The following is a 21,595-nucleotide window of genomic DNA, read 5'->3' as shown; positions in this document are numbered from 1 at the left end:
CACTCGGGGGGTACGGGGCAGGCGCGGGCGCAGGCAGGGCGAAGCGGAGGACTCAGGCGGGATCGCCGCTGCTGCTGTTGTTGCTGCCGTTGCCGCCATCGCTGCCGCCGGCGCGGTCGCCGTCGTTGTCGCCGTCGGCCCGACGGGGTGGCGGCGTACCGAGATCGAGGAGCGCCTGGGCGCCCCCGCCGGGCGGGTTCGTGAACCGGAGTTCGGCACCGATCAGCTGCGCCTGCGCCGCCGCGATGGTCAGCCCCAGCCCCAGCCCCGACTGCGCGGCGCCGGTGCGAAAACGCTGCGGGCCGTGGGAGAGCAGGTGCACCGGGAAACCCGAGCCGTGGTCGCGCACCCGTATCACCTGGCCCGTCACCTCGACGAGGACCGGCTGCGCCCCGTGCCGCAGCGAGTTGCTGACCAGGTTGGTCAGCACGCGCTCCACGCGACGCGGATCGGTGTGCACGAGCATGTCCCGGACCACCTCCACGCGCACCGCGGGGGCCGGCCGACCGGGCACCGCACGCCCCTCCACGGCCGCCCGGGCGGCGCGCCGGGCCAGCACGCCGCTCTCCACCCAGCGCATCTCGGCGTCCTCGCCGCCGTTGTCGAGGCGGGCGACTTCGAGGACGTCCTCCACCAAGTCGCGGAGCCTGCCCACCCGTTCCCTGACCATGTTCTCCGCCGTCCCCTCGGGGAGCAGCCCGGCGGCCGCGACCAGACCGGCGACGGGGGTGCGCAGTTCGTGCGCGATGTTCGCGGTGACCTCGCGCTCGGCCTGGAGCCGGCCGCCGAGCGCCTCGGCCATGGCGTTCACGGCGCGGGTGAGGACGGTGATCTCGTCGCGCCCCTTCTCGGAGAGCCGCGCCGACAGTTCGCCCCGGGTGATCCGCTCGGCCGCCTGCGCCGAGAGCCGCAGCCTGCGTCCGAAGCGGGCGGCCACGGCGACGCCGATCAGGCCGGCGACCCCGACGCCCACGGCGCCGGACTTCCACATCACCTGCTCCAGCTCGTCGATGACGGGGCTGCGCCGGCCCGTCATGACCAGGTAGCCGCGCTCCGTGGGCGCTCCGGCCCAGATCCGCTTGCCCTGCGGCGTGTCCTGCACGTGCGTGGCCCGGCGGCCCCGGTCGAGCTGTTCGCGCAGCGGAACAGGCAGGTTGGCGGGGTTGAGCCGCAGCCCGAACCGGGTCTCCCCGGACTCGTCGTAGATCCGCTCGGCGAACTGGAGCCGCTCCGCCACGGTCTCGCGCTCGCGGTCGGTCAGCATGCCGGGCACCTGCACCGCGGTGACCAGCACCGCGATGGTCGAGGTCGCCGCGATGGTCGTCCCGATCTTGACCCGCAGACCCATTCGACGTCCCCCCGAACTGTCGCCGCCCCCTGTGTCCGGAGACGTGCCGCCCCGAAACCGGCTTTGCGATCATACCGGGCGTGATCACGGCAGACCGGGCCGCGCCCCGCGGCGGGCGGTACGGTGCGGCCGGGCATAGGCTGGAAAGTGGCGGCCGGTGGGTGAGCGGCCTCCCGGCCGCTGGGCCTGGCTGCGGGCTCACCCCTCCCTGAATCGGCCCGCGCCGGCCCCCCGCTTCCCGGGCGGGGTGTGCCTCCTCGGCCGCGCTCCGGTACCGGGGCTACCCTCCCAGGATGGAACGCGCAGAGGTCCTCAAGCGAGTCATCGGCATCCTCACCGAATCCCAGGAGATCCGCCGGGCGGCCGAAGCCGGAGAGGCGGACGACGTCCCCGAAGCGGAAGCGGGTGTCGTCACCCAGCTGCTGAACGAGATGCTGCCGTCGATCAGTGTGCCCGCCGAGGCCACCCCGCAGCAGGTGGCGCGCCTGGTCGCCGAGGCGCTCGGCCCGGCTCTGCACACCATGGTCGCCGGTTTCAGCCTGGCCTTCACCAGCCTGGCCATGGCACACGACGGCGGCCGTACGGACGTCTCCTCGATCCAGGTCCTCCAGGAACTCGCCCTGGAGGTGGAGGCGGGGACTTACGACGAGGGGGCCTGAAGGCCATCGCCGCGACCCTGCCGAGGGAGGGCAGCCGGATGCGCGGTCGGCCCCGCCCTGCGGGGGTGCGTGGGCGGGGCCGTTGACCTCTCCTCGGGGGAGGGGAGAAGGTCACCGCCGGCACAGCATTGCACTGGTTTCAGCCAAGCGACAAGACCTTGGCCGAAAAGCTGCTCCTCGGCCGGTGCGGGTGAACTAGGGCTGCGCAGGCGCCTTCTCGGGCGCCGCCTCGGAAGCCGGAGCCGCAGAGGTGGCCGCAGGGGCGCCGGTGGCCGCAGCGGTGTCGGTGGCCGGAGCGCTCGCGGGGGCAGGGATCGCGGTGTACATCACGGAGCCCTGCTTGTGCTCCTTCTCGATGAGCCCCTTCTTGGCGAGGGCTTCCAGGGTGTTGCGCACCACCTGGGTGGAGGCGGGGCGGCGGCCGGGGTGCGTCTCGGCCAGTTCGGTGGTGACCTCGCTGACCATGCGGGGCTCCGCGGCGCCGAGCAGCAGGGCCAGGACGAGCTCGCGCAACGGGGGTTCGCCCGCGGCGGCGCCCGCCTTCGCCTTCGCCCGGGGGGTCACGGCCGTCTGCGGCGTCGTTTGCGGGGTCTTCCCAGAGGCCTTTCGCGGGGCCTTGCGCGCCGCCTCCTCCTGCGGCGCCGCCTTCGCGAGCGTCTTCGCGGCCGCCTTCGTGGCCGTCTCCGGCGCCTTCCGCCCGGCTGCCGGTGCGGTCTTCTCCGCAACCGGGGCGGTCTGCTCCTCCACCGGTGCTGTCTTCTTCCCCGCCGCCGTGGCGGCTTTCTTCGCGGCCGGGGCAGCGGACCGCGCGGCGGCCTTGGCCTTCGTGCCGGAGGCGGCCGTCCCCGAGGCCTTCTGGGCCTGCACCGGCTTGCGGGTCCGCGCCGTCGCCCCCGCGGTCTTCTTCGCCCGCCGCGGTGCGGGGACGGCGCCCGCCTTCGGTGCGCCGTCAGCGGCGGGGGCCGGGGCGGGGGCCCTCTTCACGGCGCCCCGGCCGGTGGCCGCGACCGCCCGGTCCCCGCCGGTGGGCAGCGCGTCCTGCACCCCGGCCAGCCAGTTCTCCTCCGCCTTCAGTTCCTTCAGGCGCGCGTCGAGCTCCGCGATCTGCGCGGAGACGTCCTCCTGCTCCTTGCGGTTGGTCTCCAGGTCGGCGGCGAACCGCTGTGCGTACACGCTGTGGATGGGCATGGTGTTGGGCTCGTTGGCCATTGCGGCTCGCTTTCCTCATACCTCACGGTGTTGCTGTCGGATGCTACTCACCATCCGGCAGCCGCAGTTCCTGTTCCCGCATGATCGGGACCTCACCCGTGCGCCCGCGCATCAACGGACCGTGGCCGGGTACACGGCGTTGTGTCACCAGGGACTACGCACCGGGAGGATTCCGTGCCGGGACTACTCGCCAAGATCAAAGAGTTCAGCCGTAGCCCGCAGGGGCAGCGCACGATCGCCTCGGTCCGCCGTGCGGCGGCCGATCCGCGCAAGCGGGAGCAGGCCCGCGGGCTCATCGGCCGCCTGCGGGGCAGGCGCTGACCGCCGCGCACCCGACCGCCGGAGCGCGCCCGCACACCGCGCCGCTCCCCCCACGCACACGACGCCGGCCTGCCCCGTAGAGCAAGGGGCAGGCCGGCGTCGTCGTGTGCATGGGGGGAACCGCCGTACGGATGCGCGGCACCGAACCGATATGACAAGTGGTCAGAAACTGCGGCGCCGGCGCAGCCGCAGGGGCCGGCCGTCCGGATCGACGAGCAGGCGGTACAAGGGCATGGACCACGCCTTGGTCACCGACGACAACTGCGGAGGTCCGTAGGCGCGCAACCGGCCGGGCGGCCTGGGACCACGGCGACCGCCCTCGTGCCAGGCGTCCAGTGCCGCCGCCGTCCCGGCGAACATGTCGTAGGCGCGCACGGGATCACACAGCGGGTCCTCGGCCTGTGGCAGCGCGGGCTCCTGCACACCGAGGTGTTCGCGCGAGAGCCGCAGCCGCAGTTCCCTGGCGAAAGTGCGCGCCCCGTCCCCCAGACCGGCGGGATCGAGCGGCTCGCGCGGATCCGCGCTCTCGTCCAGCACGGCGCAGTTGAGTTCCGAGTCGTGGGTCCAGGAACGAAGGTTGATGTTGTCGGAGCCGACCGAAGCCCACGCGTCGTCGATCAGGCACACCTTCGCGTGCACGTACACCGGCGTCCCCGCGTCGTTCTCCAGCCCGTACACCGCGACGCGGTCACCGCCGGCCCGGCGCAGCGTCTCCAGCGCGGTGACGCGTCCGACCAGGTTCATCGGCAGCGTGAGGCGGCCGTCCTGCTCGGGGACGGCGGGAATGACCGCGATCAGGCGCAGCTCCGGGTTGGCGGCCAGGGCGTCGGCGAAGCACTTCACGACGTGCGGGGACCACAGGTACTGGTCCTCCAGGTAGATCAGTTTCCGCGCCCTGCGCAGGGCCTTCAGGTAGCTGCGCGCGATGCTGCGCTCCCCGTCGGGCGCGAAGGGGTAGCCGCGGAACAGGCGGTTCGGATACGTGCGCAGCACCTGCACGGTGTGCGTACCGCAGGGCTCGGGGTCCGGCAGCTGGGGCGGCAGGGGATCGGCGGAGGTGTCCTCGTGATGGAGCAGTTCCCGCAGCCGGTTCAGCGGGCTGCGGCTGAGCGGCGCCGGGTCCTCCCAGCGCTCGCGGAAGCCCGCCTCCAGGTCGCCGACGGCCGGACCGCGCACCGCGAGCTGCACGTCGTGCCACGGGGGACGGGAGCCGTACGCCTCGGCGAGGGGCACGGCCTGCGGGTCCCCCTCGTGGGAGGCGTCGTCGTTGCGGCTGTGGCACAGGTCGATGCCGCCCACGTACGCGACGTCCCGCTCGGGGCGGCCGGGGTGACGCAGCACGACGAGCTTCTGGTGGTGCGAGCCGCCGGGGCGCACCCGCATGTCCAGGAGGCATTCGCCGCCGGCGGCTTCGATCTCCTCGCCCAGGTGCCGGTTCTCCGTCTCGCTGAACTGGAGGCCGTCCAGGTGAGAGCGCCAGATCAGACCCTTGACGATCACGCCTCGCTCGGCCGCCGCGCAGAGCACGGCCCCGATGGCGCTGTCGCTGTCGCTGTCGCTGTCGCTGTCGCTGTCGCTGTCGCCGCCGCCGTCGCTGTCGCCGGGTTCGCCTCCGCCGCCGCCGAGCCGCTGGTCCGGGTCGCCGCGCCAGTCGGTGAAAAGCAGCAGGTCCCCGGCGCGCTGCGCGCGGATCGCGTCGTGCAGCTCCCGGAAGTACGTACTGCCGTGGACCAGGGGACGTACGTCATTGCCGCGCGACCATGCCGCGCCGTCGCGGTGGCGGCTGTCCAGACGCGTCGCGTCGTTGCCGCGCTCGCCGGTCGTCAGCAGCCAGTCGGATGGTTCCACGCTCATGGGCCTCCCCTTCGCGGGGGCGCCTACCCCGTTTGGGTACGCTCATTCGAGCACCGCGCGCGAGCCGGCCGCTGTGTCGTATACCGGAGTGGACCGTCAGGCGCCGGCGAGGGGAAAGCAAGGTCGATGGCAGGAACGGCCCAGGTCCAGGAGACGACGGGAGCCGAGGGGACCGTCGAGGGAGTCGCCCTCGGTGAGCTCCTCCAGGGCGTCGCACAGGACGAGAAGGGTGCCCTGTGGCGGCTGCGCCGCCACGGCCGGCAGCTGGACGCCAACGTGGTGCGACTGCCTTCCGGCGGTGAGGTCGCCGTCCACACCGAGGCCCACCTCGATGTCGTCGTCATCGTCGTCGCGGGCGGCGGCCGGCTGACCGTGGCCGGGCAGGAGCGGGAGGTGCGCCGGGGCACCCTCGCCGTCCTGCCGGCCGGTGCGCCGCGCGGCTTCCGGGCCGGCCGCGACGGGCTGGTGTACCTCACCGTCCACCGCCGCCGCGCCGGGCTGCGCATCGGGCGCCGGCCCGCCGCCGCAGCGGTGCCCGAGACCGGCGACCACTGCGAGCTCCATGTTGTCTGCGGCCAGTGCCACCGGCACGCCATCGAGGCCGACGCCCGTTTCTGCAGCCGCTGCGGCACTCCCCTCAAGCCCGCGGAGGACCAGGGCTGAACCACCCCGGCGAGCCCGCAGCGCTCCCGCGACGGGCGGCCCCTCCCTCCCTCCCTCCCCCCTCCCCGACTCCCTCGCCCCTCCCTCCCCCCTCCCACTCTGAAGGTGCGCCCCGAGGGGCCGCCCCGCCCCCAAGTGACCCGTGCGTACTGCACACCCCACCGGTGACACCCGTGACTGTCGCAACCCCCCTTCGGAGTGACACGGTTTGTTCACGCCACCGACCGAGGGAGCAGGAGTGAACAAGGGGTACGCAGCCTTCTGCGACGCCGACCGCTGGTTCTACGACGCGCCGTACCGGCGGGTCGAGGAGAGCTACCCGGCGGCCCTCGCTCCCGTACCGGCGGGGTGGCAGACGCACCGCAGCGGGGACTGGCTCGCACTGCGCCCCCTCGACGCCGAGCTGCCCGCCCAGGGCTGGAAGATCCACGTATCGGCCTGCCTCGACAACGCCGAGTCCGTCCTCCAGCGGGTCTACGACCACTGTGTTTCCCGCAGGATCGCGTTCAAGTTCGTGCCAAGCCGCTACCTGCTGCAGATACGCAACGCGAAGTACGCCGACCGCGGGGCGAGCGGCAAGTTCCTCACCGTCTACCCGGCGGACGAGGAGCAGTGCCGCCAACTGGCCGGGGAACTGGACACCCTGCTGGCCGGCGAGCCCGGCCCGTACATCCTCAGCGACCTGCGCTGGAACGACGGACCGGTGCACCTGCGCTACGGCAGCTTCACCCTGCGGCACTGCTACGACGACAGCGGCGAACTGGTCCCGGCCATCGAAGAGCCGGGGGGCCGGCTGGTGCCCGACCCGCGCGGCCCGGTGTTCCAGCCGCCCCGGTGGATGGAACTGCCCGCGTTCCTGCGGCCCCACCTCGACCGGCGCGCGGCCGTCACCCTCGAAGGCATCCCCTACACCGTCGAGAGGGCCCTGCACTTCTCCAACGGCGGCGGCGTCTACGCCGGCCGCGACACCCGCACCGGCGAAGCGGTGGTCCTCAAGGAGGGCCGCCCCCACGCCGGGCTGGCCGCCGACGGCGCCGACGCCGTGACCCGGCTGCACCGCGAGCGCCGCGCGCTGGAGCAGCTGGCCGGGCTGGACTGCGTCCCCGCCGTCCACGGCACCTTCACCGTCGCGGACCACCACTTCCTGGTCATGCAGCACCTCGAAGGGCGGCCGCTCAACACCTACTTCGCCCGCCGGCACCCCCTGATCGAGGCCGACCCCGATCCGGCGGAGCTCGCCTCCTACACGCAGTGGGCGCTGAAGATCCACCAGCGGGTGACGGAAGCGGTCGACGCCGTGCACGCCCGGGGCATCGTCTTCAACGACCTGCACCTCTTCAACATCATGGTCGCGGAGGACGAGACGACCGGCGAGCCCTCCGTGGCGCTGCTCGACTTCGAAGCCGCGGCGCACGTCGACGAGGGGCTCCGGCAGACCGTCGCCAACCCGGCCTTCGTCGCGCCGCCCGACCGACGGGGCTTCTCCGTCGACCGGTACGCGCTGGCCTGCCTGCGCCTCGCCCTGTTCCTGCCCCTGACCAGCCTGCTCGTCATGGACCGCGCCAAGGCGTCCCACCTGGCCGAGATCGCCGCCGCGCAGTTCCCCGTACCCCGGCGGTTCCTCGACGAGGCCGTCGAGGAGATCCTCGCCGGACCCACGGGCGAAGCGCCCCCCGGGCGGACGTCCGCCGCGGCCACCCGCTACCTGCCCGTGGAACCGGGGGACTGGGAAGGGGCCCGCGCCTCGATGACGGCCGCCCTGCACGCCGCGGCCACCCCCGACCGGGAGGACAGACTCCTTCCCGGCGACATCGCCCAGTTCGCCACCGCGGGCGGCGGAACCGCCTTCGGCTACGGAGCAGCCGGCGTCCTCTACGCACTCGCCGAGACCGGCGCCGAACCGTGGCCGGAAGCCGAGGAATGGCTGCTGGCCCGCACCAAGCAACCCGCCTCCGGCACGCCGCTGGGCTTCTACGACGGCCTCGCGGGGCTCGCCTGGACCCTGGAGCGGCTCGGCCACCGCGACCGCGCCATGACCCTCGCCGAACAACTGCTGCGCCAGCCCTGGCAGTCCGCCGGCCCCGACCTGCACAGCGGCCTCGCCGGCATCGGCCTCGCCCTGGACTCCCTGGGCACGGCCACCGGAGAGGGCGAACTGCACGCCGCGGCCCTGCGCTGCGCCGAGCTGGCCTCCGCATCGACGCCGGGTCTCAAACGCACCGGGCTCCTCCACGGCCACAGCGGACCGGCGCTGCTGTACCTGCGCCTGTACGAACGCACCGGCGACCAGGAACTGCTGACCCGGGCCGGCCGCGCGCTGCACCGCGACCTCGACCACTGCGTGACCAGCGCCTTCGGCACCCTCCAGGTCAACGAGGGATGGCGCACGATGCCCTACCTCGGAGCGGGCAGCGCGGGCATCGGCATGGTGCTGGACGACTGGCTGGAACACGCCGCGGACGACCGCTTCGAAGAGGCCCGTCCGGCCATCGTCCGAGCGGCCCAGGCGACCTTCTACGCCCAGCCCGGCCTCTTCCGCGGCGCCGCCGGCATGATCCTGCACCTGGCGCGGACCACGACCCCCGGACCCGGCACCCGGGCCGAGGACATCGCCCGGCAGATCGAGGCCCTGGCCCGCCACGCCGTCCCCTACCAAGGCCATCTGGCCTTCCCCGGCGAGCAGTTGATGCGCCTGTCCATGGACCTGTCCACGGGCACGGCCGGTGCGCTCCTCGCCCTCGGCAGCGCCGCGCCCGGCGGGCGCGCACACCTGCCGTTCCTTCCGCCGCTGCGGTCCACCGCGGCGGCCCCAGAGCCGGTCCCCCACCGGGGGGCCGTGTCCCATCGGAACACCATCACAGTGAAGAGGAATCAGACATGACGCTTCTCGACCTGCAGTCGATGGACACCCCCAAGGAAGAGACCACCGAGGCCGGGCACCTCACGGGTGGCGGCAGCCGCGCCAGCCTGCTCCTGTGCGGCGACAGCAGCCTGAGCGTCACGACCTGTAACTGATCAGGTCTCTTCCGGGCCCGGGCGGTTCCACCGCCCGGGCCCGCACCACACCCCTGGAGCCGCCGCCATGACCGCGCCCGATCCAGACGGGGAACCGGACGCCGAAAGGGCCTTGGCCGCGGACAAGACGCGGGCTGCGGCCCCGGCCGAGGAGACCGACGCGGCCGTCGCGCGCGACGCCGACCGGGCCCTGAAGGCCGCGGCGCGGCACAGCGCCGGCCGCACCACCGCCGTGTTCGGCTGCTCGGTGGCCGCCGCCTGCGCCGCGCTCGCCGAGCCCGCCGTCCTCGGCCATACCCTCGACCTGCTGTTGCGCCGCGACCCGTCCGCGAGCCCGTGGATCCTGTGGTGCGCGGTGGTGATCACCGCAGAGGTCCTGCTCGACGCCGCGACCGCACGGATCACCGGGAGCGTCGACGCCCGCTCCACCGGCCTGCTGCGCCGGCTCGCACTGACCCGGCTGCTGCGCACCGCACCGCACCACGCGGCCCGCCACCGCCCCGGTGACGTCTCGGCCCGGCTCACCGCCCACGCCACCGAGGCCGGCACCGTCCCGGCCGCCACCGTGACCGCCGCCGCGGCCCTGCTGCCCCCGCTCGGCGGTCTCGTCGCGCTCTTCCTCATCGACGTCTGGACCGCGCTGGCCTTCCTCGCCGGGCTTCCGCTGCTGGCGCTGCTCCTGCGGGCCTTCGCCCGCGCCTCCGGCGCCAGTGTCACCCGCTACCAGCAGGTACAGCTCGCCATGGCGGCCCGCCTCGTCGAAGCCCTCGACGGCGCCCGCACCATCGCCGCGGCCGGCACCGGAGAGCGCGAAGCCTCACGGATCCTCTCCCAGCTGCCGGAACTGGGCCGCGAAGGACGCCAGATGTGGCGCGTCTACGGCGCGACCATGGCCCGCACCAGCGCCCTGATGCCCCTGCTGCTCTACGTCGTGCTCGGCGTGGGCGGCATCCGGCTCGCGGCCGGAGCCCTCGGCGTCGGCGCCCTGCTCGCCGCCGTCCGCTACGCCGGCCTCGCGGCCGGCGTCGGCGCCGTCACCGGCCGGCTGGCCGCGGTGGTACGGGGCAGGGCCGCCGCCCGCCGTACCGCAGCCCTCCTCGGCCTGCCGGAACTGCCGCAGGGAACCCGTGAGCTGCCGACGGGCGGGCCGGGCACGCTGGAGCTGCGCGGGGCAGGGGTGGTGCGCGCTGGCGCCGTCGCCCTGCGCGACATCGACCTGCGGATTCCCGGAGGCACCACCGCCGCCGTCGTCGGGCGCTCCGGCTCCGGCAAGTCACTGCTGGCCGCGGTGGCGGGGCGGCTCACCGCCTGCGACGAGGGCCGGGTGCTGCTCGACGGGGTACCGCTCGACGAACTCTCCGCCGAAGCGCTGCGCCGGGAGGTCGGCCACGCCTTCGACCGGCCGGCGCTGTTCGGGGAGAGCGTGGGCGAGACCATCGCCTTCGGGGCGCCGGCGCAGCCGGGGGAGAGGCCCGGCCCCGGCTGTGGGGCCGTCCCCCGCTCCGGCCCCCGCCCGGACCCCGAGGCCGTGCGGGCGGCGGCCCGGGCGGCCGGGGCGGACCCCTTCGTACGGCGCCTGCCCGAGGGCTACGACACGCCGGTCGCCGATGCGCCGATGTCCGGCGGGGAGCTTCAACGCCTGGGCCTGGCGCGGGCGTTCTTCCATGCGGGACGACTGCTCGTACTGGACGACGCCACCTCCAGCCTGGACACCGTCACCGCGCGCGAGGTGGAACGGGCCCTGGCCCACGAGGTGCGGCCGGGCACCCGCCTGGTCGTCACCCACCGCCTGTCCACGGCGGCCCGCGCCGACCTCGTCGTATGGCTGGAGGCGGGGCGGATCCGGGCGACCGGCACGCACGCGCAACTGTGGCGCCACGCCGACTACCGCTCGGTCTTCGGCCCCGAGGGCGAGCCGCCGGAGGCGCGGACCGGCGACCTGCCCCCCGCCGAGGAGCGGCCCGAGCACGAAGCGGCCGCGGATCCCGCGCACGGGGCCGCCGCGCCGCGGACCGCGCGCGAGGCGGTCCGGTGAACGGGTCCGGGGCCTGGGGGCGGGTGGCCCGCGAGGGCCGCCGCTTCCTGCGCGGCCGCCCCCGCACCCTGGGGCGGCTCGTCCTCTGGTCCCTGCTGGAGTCCGCGCACACCTTCCTCGGCGGCTACGCGGTGGCCCGCGCCCTGGACGACGGCTTCCTCGCCGGCCGTACCGGGACGGGTCTCGCCTGGCTCGCCGTCGCCGGGGCCGGCGCCCTGCTCGGCGCCCTCGCCATGCGCGGCGTGTTCGGCGGCCTCGCCGACCTGGTCGAGCCGCTGCGCGACGGCCTGGTCCGGCGCGCCGTGCGCCAGGCGCTGGAGCGGGCGCTGGCCGATCCGCGGCGGGCCGGCGACTCGGCCGCCGTCTCCCGCCTCACGCAGCAGACCGAAATGGCCCGGGACTCCTTCGCCGGCCTGGTCCTGGTCGCCCGCTCCTTCGTCTTCACCGCCGCCGGTGCGCTGGCCGGCCTGGCCGCGCTGGCCCCCGTACTGCTGCTGTTCGTGCTGCCTCCGCTCCTCCTGGGCACGGCCGCCTTCCTGGCCACCCTCCCTCCGATGGCACGCGTACAGCGAGCCGCCCTCGACACCGACGAGGCGCTGGCCTCGCGCGCCGGCGAGCTCGCCGCCGGCCTGCGTGACGTGGTCGCCTGCGGTGGCGGGGCGGCGGCCGGAGCCCGGGTGGACGTGCTGGTCGCCGAGCAGGAGCGGCTGACCGGCCGACTCGCCCGGTGGACCGCGCTGCGCACCCTGGCCCTCGGCGTCGCCGGCCGCCTGCCCGTCATCGTGCTGCTGGCCGGGACGCCCTGGCTGCTGGGGCGCGGGGTGAGCGCCGGCGCGCTCGCCGGTGCGCTGACCTACCTCGTGCAGTCCCTCCTCCCGGCCCTGGACTCCCTGATGGCCGCGCTGGGGGCGGCGGGCACCCGGCTCGTGGTGGTGCTGGACCGGTTCTGCGCACGGGAACCGGCAGCGGCCACCTCGACGTCGGTCCGCGCCCCGGCGGACCCGGAACGGCGGGACCCCGACCCCGCCGAGGCTCGCCCGCAGCCGGACCTGCAGCCGGACCCGGACCCGGACCCGGACCCGGACCCGCACCCGGACCCGAAGCCGGCCTCCGGCGAAGACGGCCGCCGCCCCGCCGCCGAACTGCGCCGGGTCCGCTTCGCCTACGGGCCGCACGCCCACCCGGTGATCGACGGCCTCGACCTCGTCCTGCGCCCCGGCGAGCACCTCGCCGTGGTGGGGCCCAGCGGAATCGGCAAGTCCACCCTGACAGCCCTGCTCGCCGGGCTGCTGCCGCCCGACCGCGGGACCGTACTGGTGGCGGGTGCCCCGGCGCGGCGCGGGCCGGGACGCGCCGCCGCCGCCCCCGATCCCCGCCGCACCCTGCTGCCGCAGCAGGCGTACGTCTTCACGGGCACCGTCCGCGAGAACCTCACCCACCTGAACCCCGGGCCCGTGTCCGAGGAGCGGCTGGGACGGGCCGCGGCCGCCCTCGGCGCCGACGGGCTGGTGGACCGGCTGGGCGGCCTGGAGGCGACCGTCGACCCGGGCACGCTCTCCGAGGGCGAGAAGCAGCAACTGGCCCTCACGGCCGCCTATCTCTCCCCGGCTCCGCTGCTCCTGCTCGACGAGGCCACCTGCCACCTCGACCCGCGTACGGAGGAGCGGGCCGAGCGGGCGCTCGCGGCCCGGCCGGGAACCCTGGTGGTGGTGGCCCACCGCATCTCCTCCGCGGTGCGCGCCGACCGGGTCCTCGTACTCGACGGGACCCGCGCGGTGTGCGGTACACATGCAGAACTCCCGGCCAGGTCAGCCCTGTACCGGGACCTCGTGGGGATGTGGAACGCCGGATCCTGAGGGGGGCGCCTGCGGCACGGGCGGACCCGGCGCCGCAGCGCTCGCGCGGCTCAGACCCATCCGGCCCGGCGGGATATCCGTATGGCGTCTATCCGGTTGCGGGCGCCGGTCTTGCGCGTCACGGCGGCCATGTAGTTCCGTACGGTTCCGCTGGCAAGGTGCAGGGCGCGGGCGATCTCCGCGACCGAGTCGCCCTCGGCGGCCCGGGCCAGCACGCTCAGCTCGCGCGGGCTCAGCGGCATGGGGTCGGCCTCCATGAAGGCCGAGGCCAGCGAGGCGTCGATGAAGCGTTCGCCCGCCGCGACCTTGCGGACCGCCCGGACCAGCCGGCCCGGTGAACCGTCCTTGTCGACGTAGCCCAGGGCCTGGGCCTGGAAGGCCCGCTGCAGCGAGCCGGGGGTGGCGGAGGTGGCGAGGACCAGCAGGGGAGTGGGCGATTCGAGGGGCAGGCAGGCGGTCCTCTTGGAACTTCCGAAAGCGGCCGAAGCCCCCGGACAGTCGAGGTCGACCACGGCCACGTCCGGTCGTAAACACTGCGCCTGGCGGGCCGCGGTGCGCCAGCCGGCGCAGGTGACGTCGAATGCGCCCTCGGATCTCAGCAGGGCCGCGAGGGCCGACCTCACGAGGTTGACGCTGTGCAGCACGAGGACCTTGGTCATCAGGGCTCTCTTCCTCAGGTGGCGATCGATCAGCACCCCAAGCGGTTGCCCAGCAAGCACCCTGGCGGAACGTCACTGCCGGGAGCGCGCGGGGGCGCGTGGCCGAAGCCGGTGCTCCCTTCGTGCCACCGGTGCGCGCCGTCACCCACCGCCCCACCTCAGCAGCCCCGTCCGTACCGCCGCCGAGCGGGTGCCGGCGGACACATCCGGATGGGCTGGTTCCGGGCGCATGCGGGCGCGGATGCGAAACCCGGACGGCCCGGGGGGCCCGTGCACCTGCGTCACCGCCGGACTGGCCGGAATTCAGGTAACGGTCGGGGGAGCAGCTGGCCGGAACGTCTGTTGCAAAGGGGGGCAACGCTGACATCATGGCGCGGCAGCGGCGGGCGCGATCGCCGTGCCGGCCGGAAAGGTGCGGTGTGGAGCGGGACATGGAATCGTTGCGGACGGGGGACCCCACCCAGGTGGGTTCGTACCGGATCGCCGCTCGGCTGGGCAGTGGGGGAATGGGATCCGTCTACCTCGGGCGCTCACGCGGGGGCCGGTCGGTCGCCGTCAAGGTGATCCGCCCGGAGCTGGCGCAAGACCCGGATTTCCGGCGGCGCTTCGCCCGCGAGGTCGACGCGGCCCGGCTGGTGAACGGCGTGTACACGGCCGGAGTGATCGATGCCGATCCGAACGGCGACCCGCCGTGGCTGGCCACCGCCTACGTCGCCGGACCGTCCCTGAGCGAAGCCGTCCGTGACCACGGACCGTGGCCCGAGGCGTCCGTACTGGCGCTGGCGGCGGGCGTGGCCGAGGCCCTGGAGGCCATCCACGTCCACGGCGTCGTCCACCGGGACCTCAAGCCGTCCAACGTCCTGCTCTGCGCAGACGGGCCGCGCGTCATCGACTTCGGCATCTCGGCCGTCACCGAGGCCGCCACCGAACTCACCCGCGCCGGCACCGTCATCGGCACCCCCGGCTTCATGGCACCCGAACAGCTCACGGGCGAGAGGGTCACCGCGGCAACCGACGTGTTCTCACTCGGTGCGCTGCTGGCCTTCACCGCGACCGGCACCGGCCCCTTCGGCACCGGCACGGCGCCCGGGCTCATGTACCGGGTCGTCCACGACGAGCCGGACCTCGGTGCGCTCCCGGCCCGGCTGCGCGACCTGGTGGGCCGCTGCCTGTCGAAGGATCCCGCCCGGCGCCCCACCGTCTCGGCGCTCCTCGACCAGCTGGCCGCGGGCCCGGACGCCGCCGACGGCCTCCAGTGGCTGCCGCCGCAGCTGGCCCGGCTGCTGTTCGCGCCGGCGCGGTCCGGCTCCCCGTCCGTACCCCGCACGCTCGCCGACCCGCGTACGCCGGGGGACGCGCCGACGCCGGTGGACCCGCGGACGCCGGTCGGGCTCTCGAAGCCCGCGGTGCCCCCGGGTTCCCCGACGCCGACGGGTCCGCCGACGCCGACGCCGACGCCGACGCCGACGCCCGTCGACCCGGCGGCCGCCACCCGGACGGCGTCCCCGGCCGCCCCGCGCCCCGCCGATCAGCAGACGCCCCCTCCTCCCCGGCAGACGCCCCCTCCTCCCCGGCCCGCCGGCCAGGGGCAGCAACCCGCACCGCCGTCGATGCCGCCGTCCATACCGCCGCTGGTTCCGCCGCAGCCGCCCGTCGTGCACGACACCGTGCGCGGTTCGTACGGTCCCGCAGGTCCCGCCGGGCCGGCCGGTGCGCGGTCACAGGGGCGCGTCCTGGCTGCCGTCGGGGCGGCCGTGGCCGCGGTCGGCCTGCTGGCCTGGCTGGTGCCCCGGGCGCTCGACACCGCCACGACGGGCGCCTCGCGCCCGCCCTCCGCCCCGTCCTCGTCATCGGCGTCGACACCGCCGTCGTTCCCGCCGTCGCCCGCGGCGGGCAGCGGCCCCACCGGCCGTGCGGCGACGGGCGGCACCCGCACACCCGTCATCCCCGCCCCGCCGACACCGGCGGCGCAGACGCTCCCGGTGGTCGGCTCGTGGCAGGGGACGTACCTGTGCGGCCAGGGGCTAACCCGGCTCGACCTGAAGGTCACATCCCCGGGAGGGCACGCGCTGGCGGCGGTGTTCACCTTCTCCGCGCACCCCGACAACCCGGGCGTGCCCAACGGATCCTTCACCATGGTCGGTTCGTTCGAGAACGGCCGGATGACCCTGCGCGGGGACCGATGGGTCGACCAGCCCGCGGGCTACCTCATGGTCGACCTCGAAGCGTCCGTGGCGGGGGACCGCCCGGCCGTCCTGTCCGGCGCGGTGGTCAGTTCCGTGGCCAGCTGCACCCAGTTCGTGGTTGGTCGCCAAGGCTGAGCCGTGAGCCGTGAGCCGTGAGGTGCGCGGGCGTCCGCCCGGTGAGCCGGAGAAGTGGCGCCGGCGGGGCCGTCCAGGGCGGGTGCGGAGTGCCCAACCACCGTGGGCGACAGGGGCGAAGAGGAATACCCACTCCTCGCCACTTTCAACTTATAGCGCACAGGGGGGCTTGCGGCAAGACCCCCGTCATACCGCAGAATCGCTCGTCGAAGCCAGAACCTGGGGAAATGGGGGATTCTCGACGTGCGTGTGTTTTTGTCGGTGTATGGAACGTTCGGTGACGCCGGCGTGTGGATGTGCGCGCCCTTGGACGTCGCGGCAGCGACCACGGACCGGAGCTAATGGCATGGATCGCCTGACGACCAGCGCGTTCGACCTGCCCGACCACCTCGCACCCAAGGCCGATCCGGCGCTGATCGACGGTGACGAGAAGCACTTCGCGGCCATCTCGGAGAGCCTGGAGGAGGCAATCGCCGAACTGTCCGACCGGCTCGGGGCCGTCCGCCGGGCACCCGGCGGCATCGGCCGGGAGGCGATGGACCGGGACTCGGAGATCCACCGGCTGACCGGCCGCCTGCGTGCCCTGCGCCGCTTCGGCCTGGACCTGTGCCTCGGGCACATCGTCGGTACGGATGATGCGGAGCCCGTGTACATCGGCCGCCTCGGACTCACCGACAGCGCGGGGCGCCGGCTGCTGCTCGACTGGCGTTCCCCGGCGGCCGAGCCGTTCTTCGCGGCGACCCACGCCCGGCCGATGGGTCTGGCCAGCCGCCGCAGGTACCGCTGGACGCGCGGCCGGGTCAGCGACTACTGGGACGAGGTGTTCACCGCGGACGGGCGCGAGGGGCACGCGGCGCTCGACGACCAGTCCGCCTTCATCGCCGGCCTGGGCGGCAGCCGGTCGGCCCGGATGCGCGACGTCCTCGCCACCATCCAGGCCGACCAGGACGCCGTCATCCGGGCGGGATCCCGCGGCGCCCTGGTCGTCGACGGCGGTCCCGGTACGGGCAAGACCGTCGTCGCCCTGCACCGCGCCGCCCATCTCCTCTACTGCGACCCGCGCCTCGGACACCGCCGGGGCGGCGTGCTGTTCGTCGGTCCGCACCAGCCCTACCTGGCCTACGTCGCCGACGTCCTGCCGAGCCTCGGCGAGGAGGGCGTGCAGACCTGCACCCTGCGGGACCTCGTCCCCGAGGGAGCGGCAGCCACGGTCGAGACCGACCCGGCCGTGGCCCGGCTGAAGTCGTCCGCGGATCTGGTGAGGGCGATCGAGCCTGCCGTCGCCCTTTACGAAGAGCCGCCCACCGAGGGCATGACGGTGTCGACCGACTGGTCCGACATCCGGGTGAGCGCCGCGGACTGGGCGGCGGCCTTCGACGCCGTGGAACCCGGCACGGCGCACAACGAGGCGCACGACCAGATCCGGGAGGAGCTGGTCACGATCCTGGCGGACAAGGACGACAGCGACGCCCCGCCCGAACTGCTCCGCAGGTCGCTGCTGGCGGACCGGGGGCTCGCCAAGGCCCTCAACCGGGCGTGGCCGGTGCTCGAAGCGACCGACATCGTCGGCGACCTGTGGTCGGTGCCCGCGTACTTGCGCAAGTGCGCCCCCGGCCTGGGCCCCGAGGACGTCCGCACGCTCCAGCGCAAGGACCCCGACGCCTGGACGGTCAGCGACCTGCCGCTCCTGGACGCGGCGCGGCAGCGGCTGGGCGACCCGCGGGCGGCACGGCGCAAGCGCCGCCACGAAGCCGCCGTCGCCGCCGAACGCGCCCGCAGGGCCGACGCCATCGACAGCCTGCTGCAGAACGTGGTGATCGACGAGAGCGAAGGCGCGATGGGGATGCTGCACGGACGGGACCTGCAGGACACCCTCATCGACGAGAGCGCGCTGACCGGCGCCGCACCGGACCTGCTCGCCGGTCCGTTCGCGCACGTCATCGTGGACGAAGCCCAGGAACTCACCGACGCCGAGTGGCAGATGCTGCTGCTCCGCTGCCCGTCCCGGAGCTTCACCATCGTCGGCGACCGGGCCCAGGCCCGGCACGGGTTCACGCAATCGTGGCAGGAGAGGCTGGAGCGGATCGGGCTCGACCGGATCAGCGTGGCCTCCCTGAGCATCAACTACCGCACGCCGGAGGAGGTCATGGCCGAAGCGGAGCCGGTGATCCGCGCCGAACTCCCCGACGCCAACGTGCCCACCTCCATCCGCAGCAGCGGCATCCCCGTCGTCCACGGTCGCGCCGCCGATCTGGAGGCGACCCTCGACACCTGGCTCGCCGAGCACACCGAGGGGACCGCCTGCGTCATCGGCGCGCCCGCGTTCCGTGCGACGCCCCGCGTCCGGTCCCTGACCCCGGAGCTCTGCAAGGGCCTGGAGTTCGACCTGGTCGTCCTCGTCGACCCCGAGGACTTCGGCGAGGGCGTCGAAGGCGCGGTCGACCGCTACGTCGCGATGACGAGGGCGACCCGCCAACTCGTCGTCCTCACCAGCCCCTGACGCCTGCCGGCCGGTCCACCGGGACGCCGGTCGGAGCGAACGGGGGCGGCGCCGGGCGGCGTCGGGCGGCGCCGGGTGAGGGGAGCCGCTTCCCGGCTCTCGCGAAGTGAGTACGGTCTGCTCTATGCAGAACATCGGGCTGGAGCAGCAGCGGGGGCACGTGCTCCTCATGGCCGGAGACGTCGCCGTGAGGCGCCGCAGCGTTCAGGTCGCGCCGAGCGCCAATCTGGCGGCGATGGGAGTGGTGCCCGCCTCGATCCTGCTGAACAGCGAGGTGCCCAGCGACACGACGTACCTGGACGGGATCCGGGACCCGAACACGGCCCTGACGCGGCTGCGCACGGCCGCGGCCACCCCGGGGCCCCTAATGGTCTACCTGTCCGGCCGGCTCACCGTCGACCGGCGCAGTCGCCGGCTCCACCTGGCGCTTGCGGGGACGTCGACCGCTTCCGTGCGCTACACGGCCCTGCCGTGGGAGTGGCTGGGCAGGGAGCTGGGCGGCCGGCCGGCCGGGCTGACCACGGTGCTGCTCGACCTCGCCGCGGACCGGACGGCGTGGCCACTGCTGCAGGAGTACGGCAGCCTGCCCGCGCCGCCCTCCGCCGAGGTGTACGGAGTGGTGGCCCCGCCCGGTTTCGCCGGTGGCGGAAACGTCGTGAGCGGTTACACCAGGCAGTGGATCGACCAGCTGCGGTCCGGCCCCTCCCGCCCGGGCAACATGCAGTTGCACGCCCTCGCGGCGGGTACCGCCGCCCTGCCGCCGGGTGCGCTCGTCCTGCCCACCGCCCGAGAGCTCGGCGTGTGGACGGCGCCGCCACCCGGGACGGGCGCGGGACCCGCGCCGCGGCCGGATCCCGGGACCTGGGCGACGCCCGCGAGCGCGGTCGCGCCGGGAGCCGCGGCGATGCCCGCGACCCCGGTGGCGCCCGAGGCCGCTGCGGCGGCCGGGACGGTGGTGGCGACCGCCACGGCCACCGCGACCGCCACAGCCACGGTGACCGCCACCGCGACCGCCACCGCTCAGGATCCGCGCCCGCACATCCACGCCCTGGCGACCTCCGGCCGGCACCTAGAGGCGGCCATGCTCGCGCAGGCGTGGGAGCAGCACGCGGTGCAGACCTACGGGTTCACCTCTCCGGAGGCCACCCAGTGGGTCGAGATCCGCGCGGACCTCGCCCGCATGGCCGGGAACTTCCGGCTGGCGACGCAGTTGTGGACCAGCGCCGGCCGGACCCGGCTGGCCCACCAGCCCGTCGACGCGCCCGACGTCCAGGCTGCCGCGGCCGGCGCCCTCTACTGCTGGACGCAGCTCAGCGACCAGGCGGAGGCCGCCGACACGGGCCCCGAAGTCATCGGCCTCCTGCGCGCGGTGCCGTGCTTCGACCCGCGCCACCTCCAGCTGGCACAGAACCGGCTCGCACTCCTGCACCGCGCACCGAGCCGCCGCTGAGTCGCGCCGTCATCCGGGCCGTCAGCCGCGCCGTCAGCCGTTCAGCGACGTCATCAGTTCGGGGGCGTAACGGTCGCCCGAGGCGATCCCGTGCGGTGCCACCGCGTCGATCGCGGCCAGGTCGGCGTCGGTGATCGTCACGTCCGTGGCGGCGACGTTCTCCTCCAGGTACCGGCGCCGCTTGGTGCCGGGGATGGGCACCGCGCCCTGGCGGATGGTCCAGGCGAGGGCCAGCTGCGAAGGTGTGACCCGCTTCTCGGCGGCCAGGCGCCGCACCTGCTCGACGACGGCCAGATTGCGGTGGAAATTTCCGCCTTGGAAGCGGGGGTCCGTGCGACGGAAGTCGTCGGCGGCGAAGTCGTCCGGAGTGGTGATGGCGCCGGAGAGGAAGCCCCGGCCGAGGGGGGAGTAGGCGACGAGGCCGATGCCGAGGTCCCGCAGGGTGTCGAGGACGCCGTCGTGCTCGATGCCGCGCTCGAAGAGGCTGTACTCGGTCTGTACGGCGGTCAGCGGATGCACGGCATGGGCGCGCGCGATGGTGGAGGGGGCGACCTCGCACAGGCCGATGTGCCGGACCTTGCCCGCCGCGACCAGCTCGGCGAGGGCGCCGACGCTCTCCTCGACGGGCACCCCCGGGTCCACGCGGTGCAGGTAGTACAGGTCGATGTGGTCGGTCCCCAGGTGGCGCAGCGAACGGTCCGCGGAGCGGCGGATGTACTCGGGGCTCCCGTTGTGACCGAGGAACGCGCCGTCGTCGGTGAACTCGATGCCGGTCTTCGTCGCGACCAGGGCGGCTTCCCGGCGGCCGGCCAGCGCCCTGCCAAGAAGCTGTTCGTTGCGGAAAGGCCCGTAGCCCTCGGCGGTGTCGAGCAGGGTGACGCCCAGCTCCAGCGCACGGTCGATGGTGGCCAGCGACTCGGTCTCGTCGGTGGCTCCGTAGTGGGCGCTCATGCCCATCAGGCCAAGGCCCTCGGCGCCGACCTCGAACCCCTGGCTGCCCAGTGCGCGGATCTCCATCGTGCTCTCCCTCATAAGTAACTAACTGGATAGGTTGAGAATGCGGGACGGATGACCCGCATGTCAATAACCAGATAGTTACTTGCTAGGATCCGGTCATGGCAAGGGACTCCAGTGCGACCAAGGCACGCCTCCTCGACGCGGCCCTCTCCGAGTTCGCGACGTACGGCATCGCCGGGGCGCGGGTCGACCGGATCGCGGAGAACGCGCAGGCGAACAAGCGGCTCATCTACGTCTACTACGGCAACAAGGAGCAGCTCTTCGACGCCGTCCTGCGGCGGGCGCTGGAGACGGGCTCGCAATCCGTGCCCTTCGACGTCGGCGACCTTCCCGGCTACGCGGGCGCCGTCTTCGACCACCTCGTGGAGCGCCCGGCGCTGATGCGGCTGATGCTGTGGAAGCAGCTGGAGCACCCGGGGTACACGGAGGCGGAGGCCGCCTCCTACCGGGACAAGATCGAGGCGGTACGGCAGGCGCAGGAGGCCGGCCGGATCGACCCCGCAGTAGACCCCGCGGACCTTCTGACGCTGGTGATGGGCGTGTCGCAGGCCTGGTTCGGCGCGGCCGGAGGCGAGGGGGGCGCGGCCCCGGCCCCCGAGCAGCTCGCCCGCCACCGGGCGGCGGTGGTGGAATCCGTACGCCGCATCACGGCGCCGCCCGGCCGCGGAGCCTGACCGCGTCGAGCACG

At 74.3% G+C, this 21,595-nt stretch carries 16 protein-coding genes; 11 read left to right on the top strand and 5 right to left on the bottom strand.

What is annotated here, in order from left to right:
- Positions 1-52: 52 nt before the first annotated feature.
- Positions 53-1,348 carry a sensor histidine kinase gene (locus tag AMK16_RS20950; RefSeq protein ID WP_073918077.1) on the bottom strand — a complete coding sequence of 432 codons (1,296 nt, stop codon included), beginning with the start codon at positions 1,346-1,348 and terminating at the stop codon, positions 53-55.
- A gap of 293 nt (positions 1,349-1,641) precedes the next feature.
- Here AMK16_RS20950 and AMK16_RS20945 point away from each other — a divergent pair, with 293 nt between their 5' ends.
- A complete protein-coding gene (locus AMK16_RS20945) occupies positions 1,642-2,007 on the top strand; it encodes a hypothetical protein (RefSeq protein WP_073918075.1) in 366 nt (121 codons plus the stop codon).
- 195 nt (positions 2,008-2,202) lie between these two features.
- Here the strand turns inward: AMK16_RS20945 and AMK16_RS35850 are convergent, their stop codons facing one another.
- A complete protein-coding gene (locus AMK16_RS35850) occupies positions 2,203-3,216 on the bottom strand; it encodes a hypothetical protein (RefSeq protein ID WP_073918073.1) in 1,014 nt (337 codons plus the stop codon).
- Positions 3,217-3,390: 174 nt separating this feature from the next.
- Here AMK16_RS35850 and AMK16_RS36695 point away from each other — a divergent pair, with 174 nt between their 5' ends.
- Entirely contained in the window at positions 3,391-3,537 is a 147-nt protein-coding gene (locus AMK16_RS36695) for a hypothetical protein (protein WP_199885510.1), read from the top strand.
- A gap of 162 nt (positions 3,538-3,699) precedes the next feature.
- Here the strand turns inward: AMK16_RS36695 and AMK16_RS20935 are convergent, their stop codons facing one another.
- Positions 3,700-5,391, bottom strand: a complete 1,692-nt coding sequence (locus tag AMK16_RS20935) for a phospholipase D family protein (protein ID WP_073918071.1) — start codon at positions 5,389-5,391, stop codon at positions 3,700-3,702.
- Between the two features lie 126 nt (positions 5,392-5,517).
- Between AMK16_RS20935 and AMK16_RS20930 the strand changes: the two genes are divergently transcribed.
- The 5 genes from AMK16_RS20930 to AMK16_RS20910 all read left to right on the top strand — a co-directional run bounded on the left by AMK16_RS20930 (position 5,518) and on the right by AMK16_RS20910 (position 12,960).
- Positions 5,518-6,054, top strand: a complete 537-nt coding sequence (locus AMK16_RS20930; protein ID WP_073918069.1) for a zinc ribbon domain-containing protein — start codon at positions 5,518-5,520, stop codon at positions 6,052-6,054.
- A 238-nt stretch (positions 6,055-6,292) separates the two neighbouring features.
- On the top strand, positions 6,293-8,935 hold the full coding sequence (gene lanKC / locus AMK16_RS20925) for a class III lanthionine synthetase LanKC (RefSeq protein WP_073918067.1): 2,643 nt from the start codon (positions 6,293-6,295) through the stop codon (positions 8,933-8,935).
- Entirely contained in the window at positions 8,932-9,069 is a 138-nt protein-coding gene (locus tag AMK16_RS35205; protein WP_073918065.1) for a SapB/AmfS family lanthipeptide, read from the top strand. The genes lanKC and AMK16_RS35205 overlap by 4 nt, the downstream gene beginning before the upstream one ends.
- A 67-nt stretch (positions 9,070-9,136) precedes the next feature.
- On the top strand, positions 9,137-11,104 hold the full coding sequence (locus tag AMK16_RS20915; protein WP_073918063.1) for an ATP-binding cassette domain-containing protein: 1,968 nt from the start codon (positions 9,137-9,139) through the stop codon (positions 11,102-11,104).
- Positions 11,101-12,960: an ATP-binding cassette domain-containing protein gene (locus tag AMK16_RS20910; protein ID WP_073918061.1), complete on the top strand. Its 1,860-nt coding sequence runs from the start codon at positions 11,101-11,103 to the stop codon at positions 12,958-12,960. Before AMK16_RS20915 ends, AMK16_RS20910 begins: the two co-directional genes overlap by 4 nt.
- A gap of 50 nt (positions 12,961-13,010) precedes the next feature.
- Here AMK16_RS20910 and AMK16_RS20905 read toward each other — a convergent pair whose 3' ends face one another.
- A complete protein-coding gene (locus AMK16_RS20905; protein ID WP_073918059.1) occupies positions 13,011-13,619 on the bottom strand; it encodes a response regulator transcription factor in 609 nt (202 codons plus the stop codon).
- 431 nt (positions 13,620-14,050) lie between these two features.
- Here AMK16_RS20905 and AMK16_RS20900 point away from each other — a divergent pair, with 431 nt between their 5' ends.
- From AMK16_RS20900 to AMK16_RS20890, 3 genes are all read left to right on the top strand, one after another.
- The gene (locus AMK16_RS20900; protein WP_158071231.1) at positions 14,051-15,940 is read left to right on the top strand and encodes a serine/threonine-protein kinase; all 1,890 of its coding nucleotides are present in this window, start codon (positions 14,051-14,053) and stop codon (positions 15,938-15,940) included.
- 346 nt (positions 15,941-16,286) lie between these two features.
- Positions 16,287-18,440 (top strand): RNA polymerase recycling motor ATPase HelR, encoded by a 2,154-nt coding sequence (gene helR / locus AMK16_RS20895; RefSeq protein ID WP_073918055.1) that lies wholly within the window; start codon positions 16,287-16,289, stop codon positions 18,438-18,440.
- A 124-nt stretch (positions 18,441-18,564) separates the two neighbouring features.
- Positions 18,565-19,890 (top strand): hypothetical protein, encoded by a 1,326-nt coding sequence (locus AMK16_RS20890; RefSeq protein ID WP_199885509.1) that lies wholly within the window; start codon positions 18,565-18,567, stop codon positions 19,888-19,890.
- Between the two features lie 33 nt (positions 19,891-19,923).
- On the opposite strand, the gene AMK16_RS20885 is transcribed toward AMK16_RS20890, so the two are convergent.
- Positions 19,924-20,907 (bottom strand): aldo/keto reductase, encoded by a 984-nt coding sequence (locus AMK16_RS20885; RefSeq protein WP_073918051.1) that lies wholly within the window; start codon positions 20,905-20,907, stop codon positions 19,924-19,926.
- Between the two features lie 98 nt (positions 20,908-21,005).
- Between AMK16_RS20885 and AMK16_RS20880 the strand changes: the two genes are divergently transcribed.
- Positions 21,006-21,581, top strand: a complete 576-nt coding sequence (locus tag AMK16_RS20880) for a TetR family transcriptional regulator (RefSeq protein WP_073918049.1) — start codon at positions 21,006-21,008, stop codon at positions 21,579-21,581.
- Positions 21,582-21,595: the final 14 nt, after the last annotated feature.

Origin of the sequence: Streptomyces sp. CB00455 (assembly GCF_001905445.1) — a bacterium.
In the GTDB taxonomy this organism is placed as follows: Bacteria; Actinomycetota; Actinomycetes; order Streptomycetales; family Streptomycetaceae; genus Streptomyces.
Note: the sequence above shows the minus strand (reverse complement) of the source record. Positions and strands in the feature narration are given on the sequence as shown.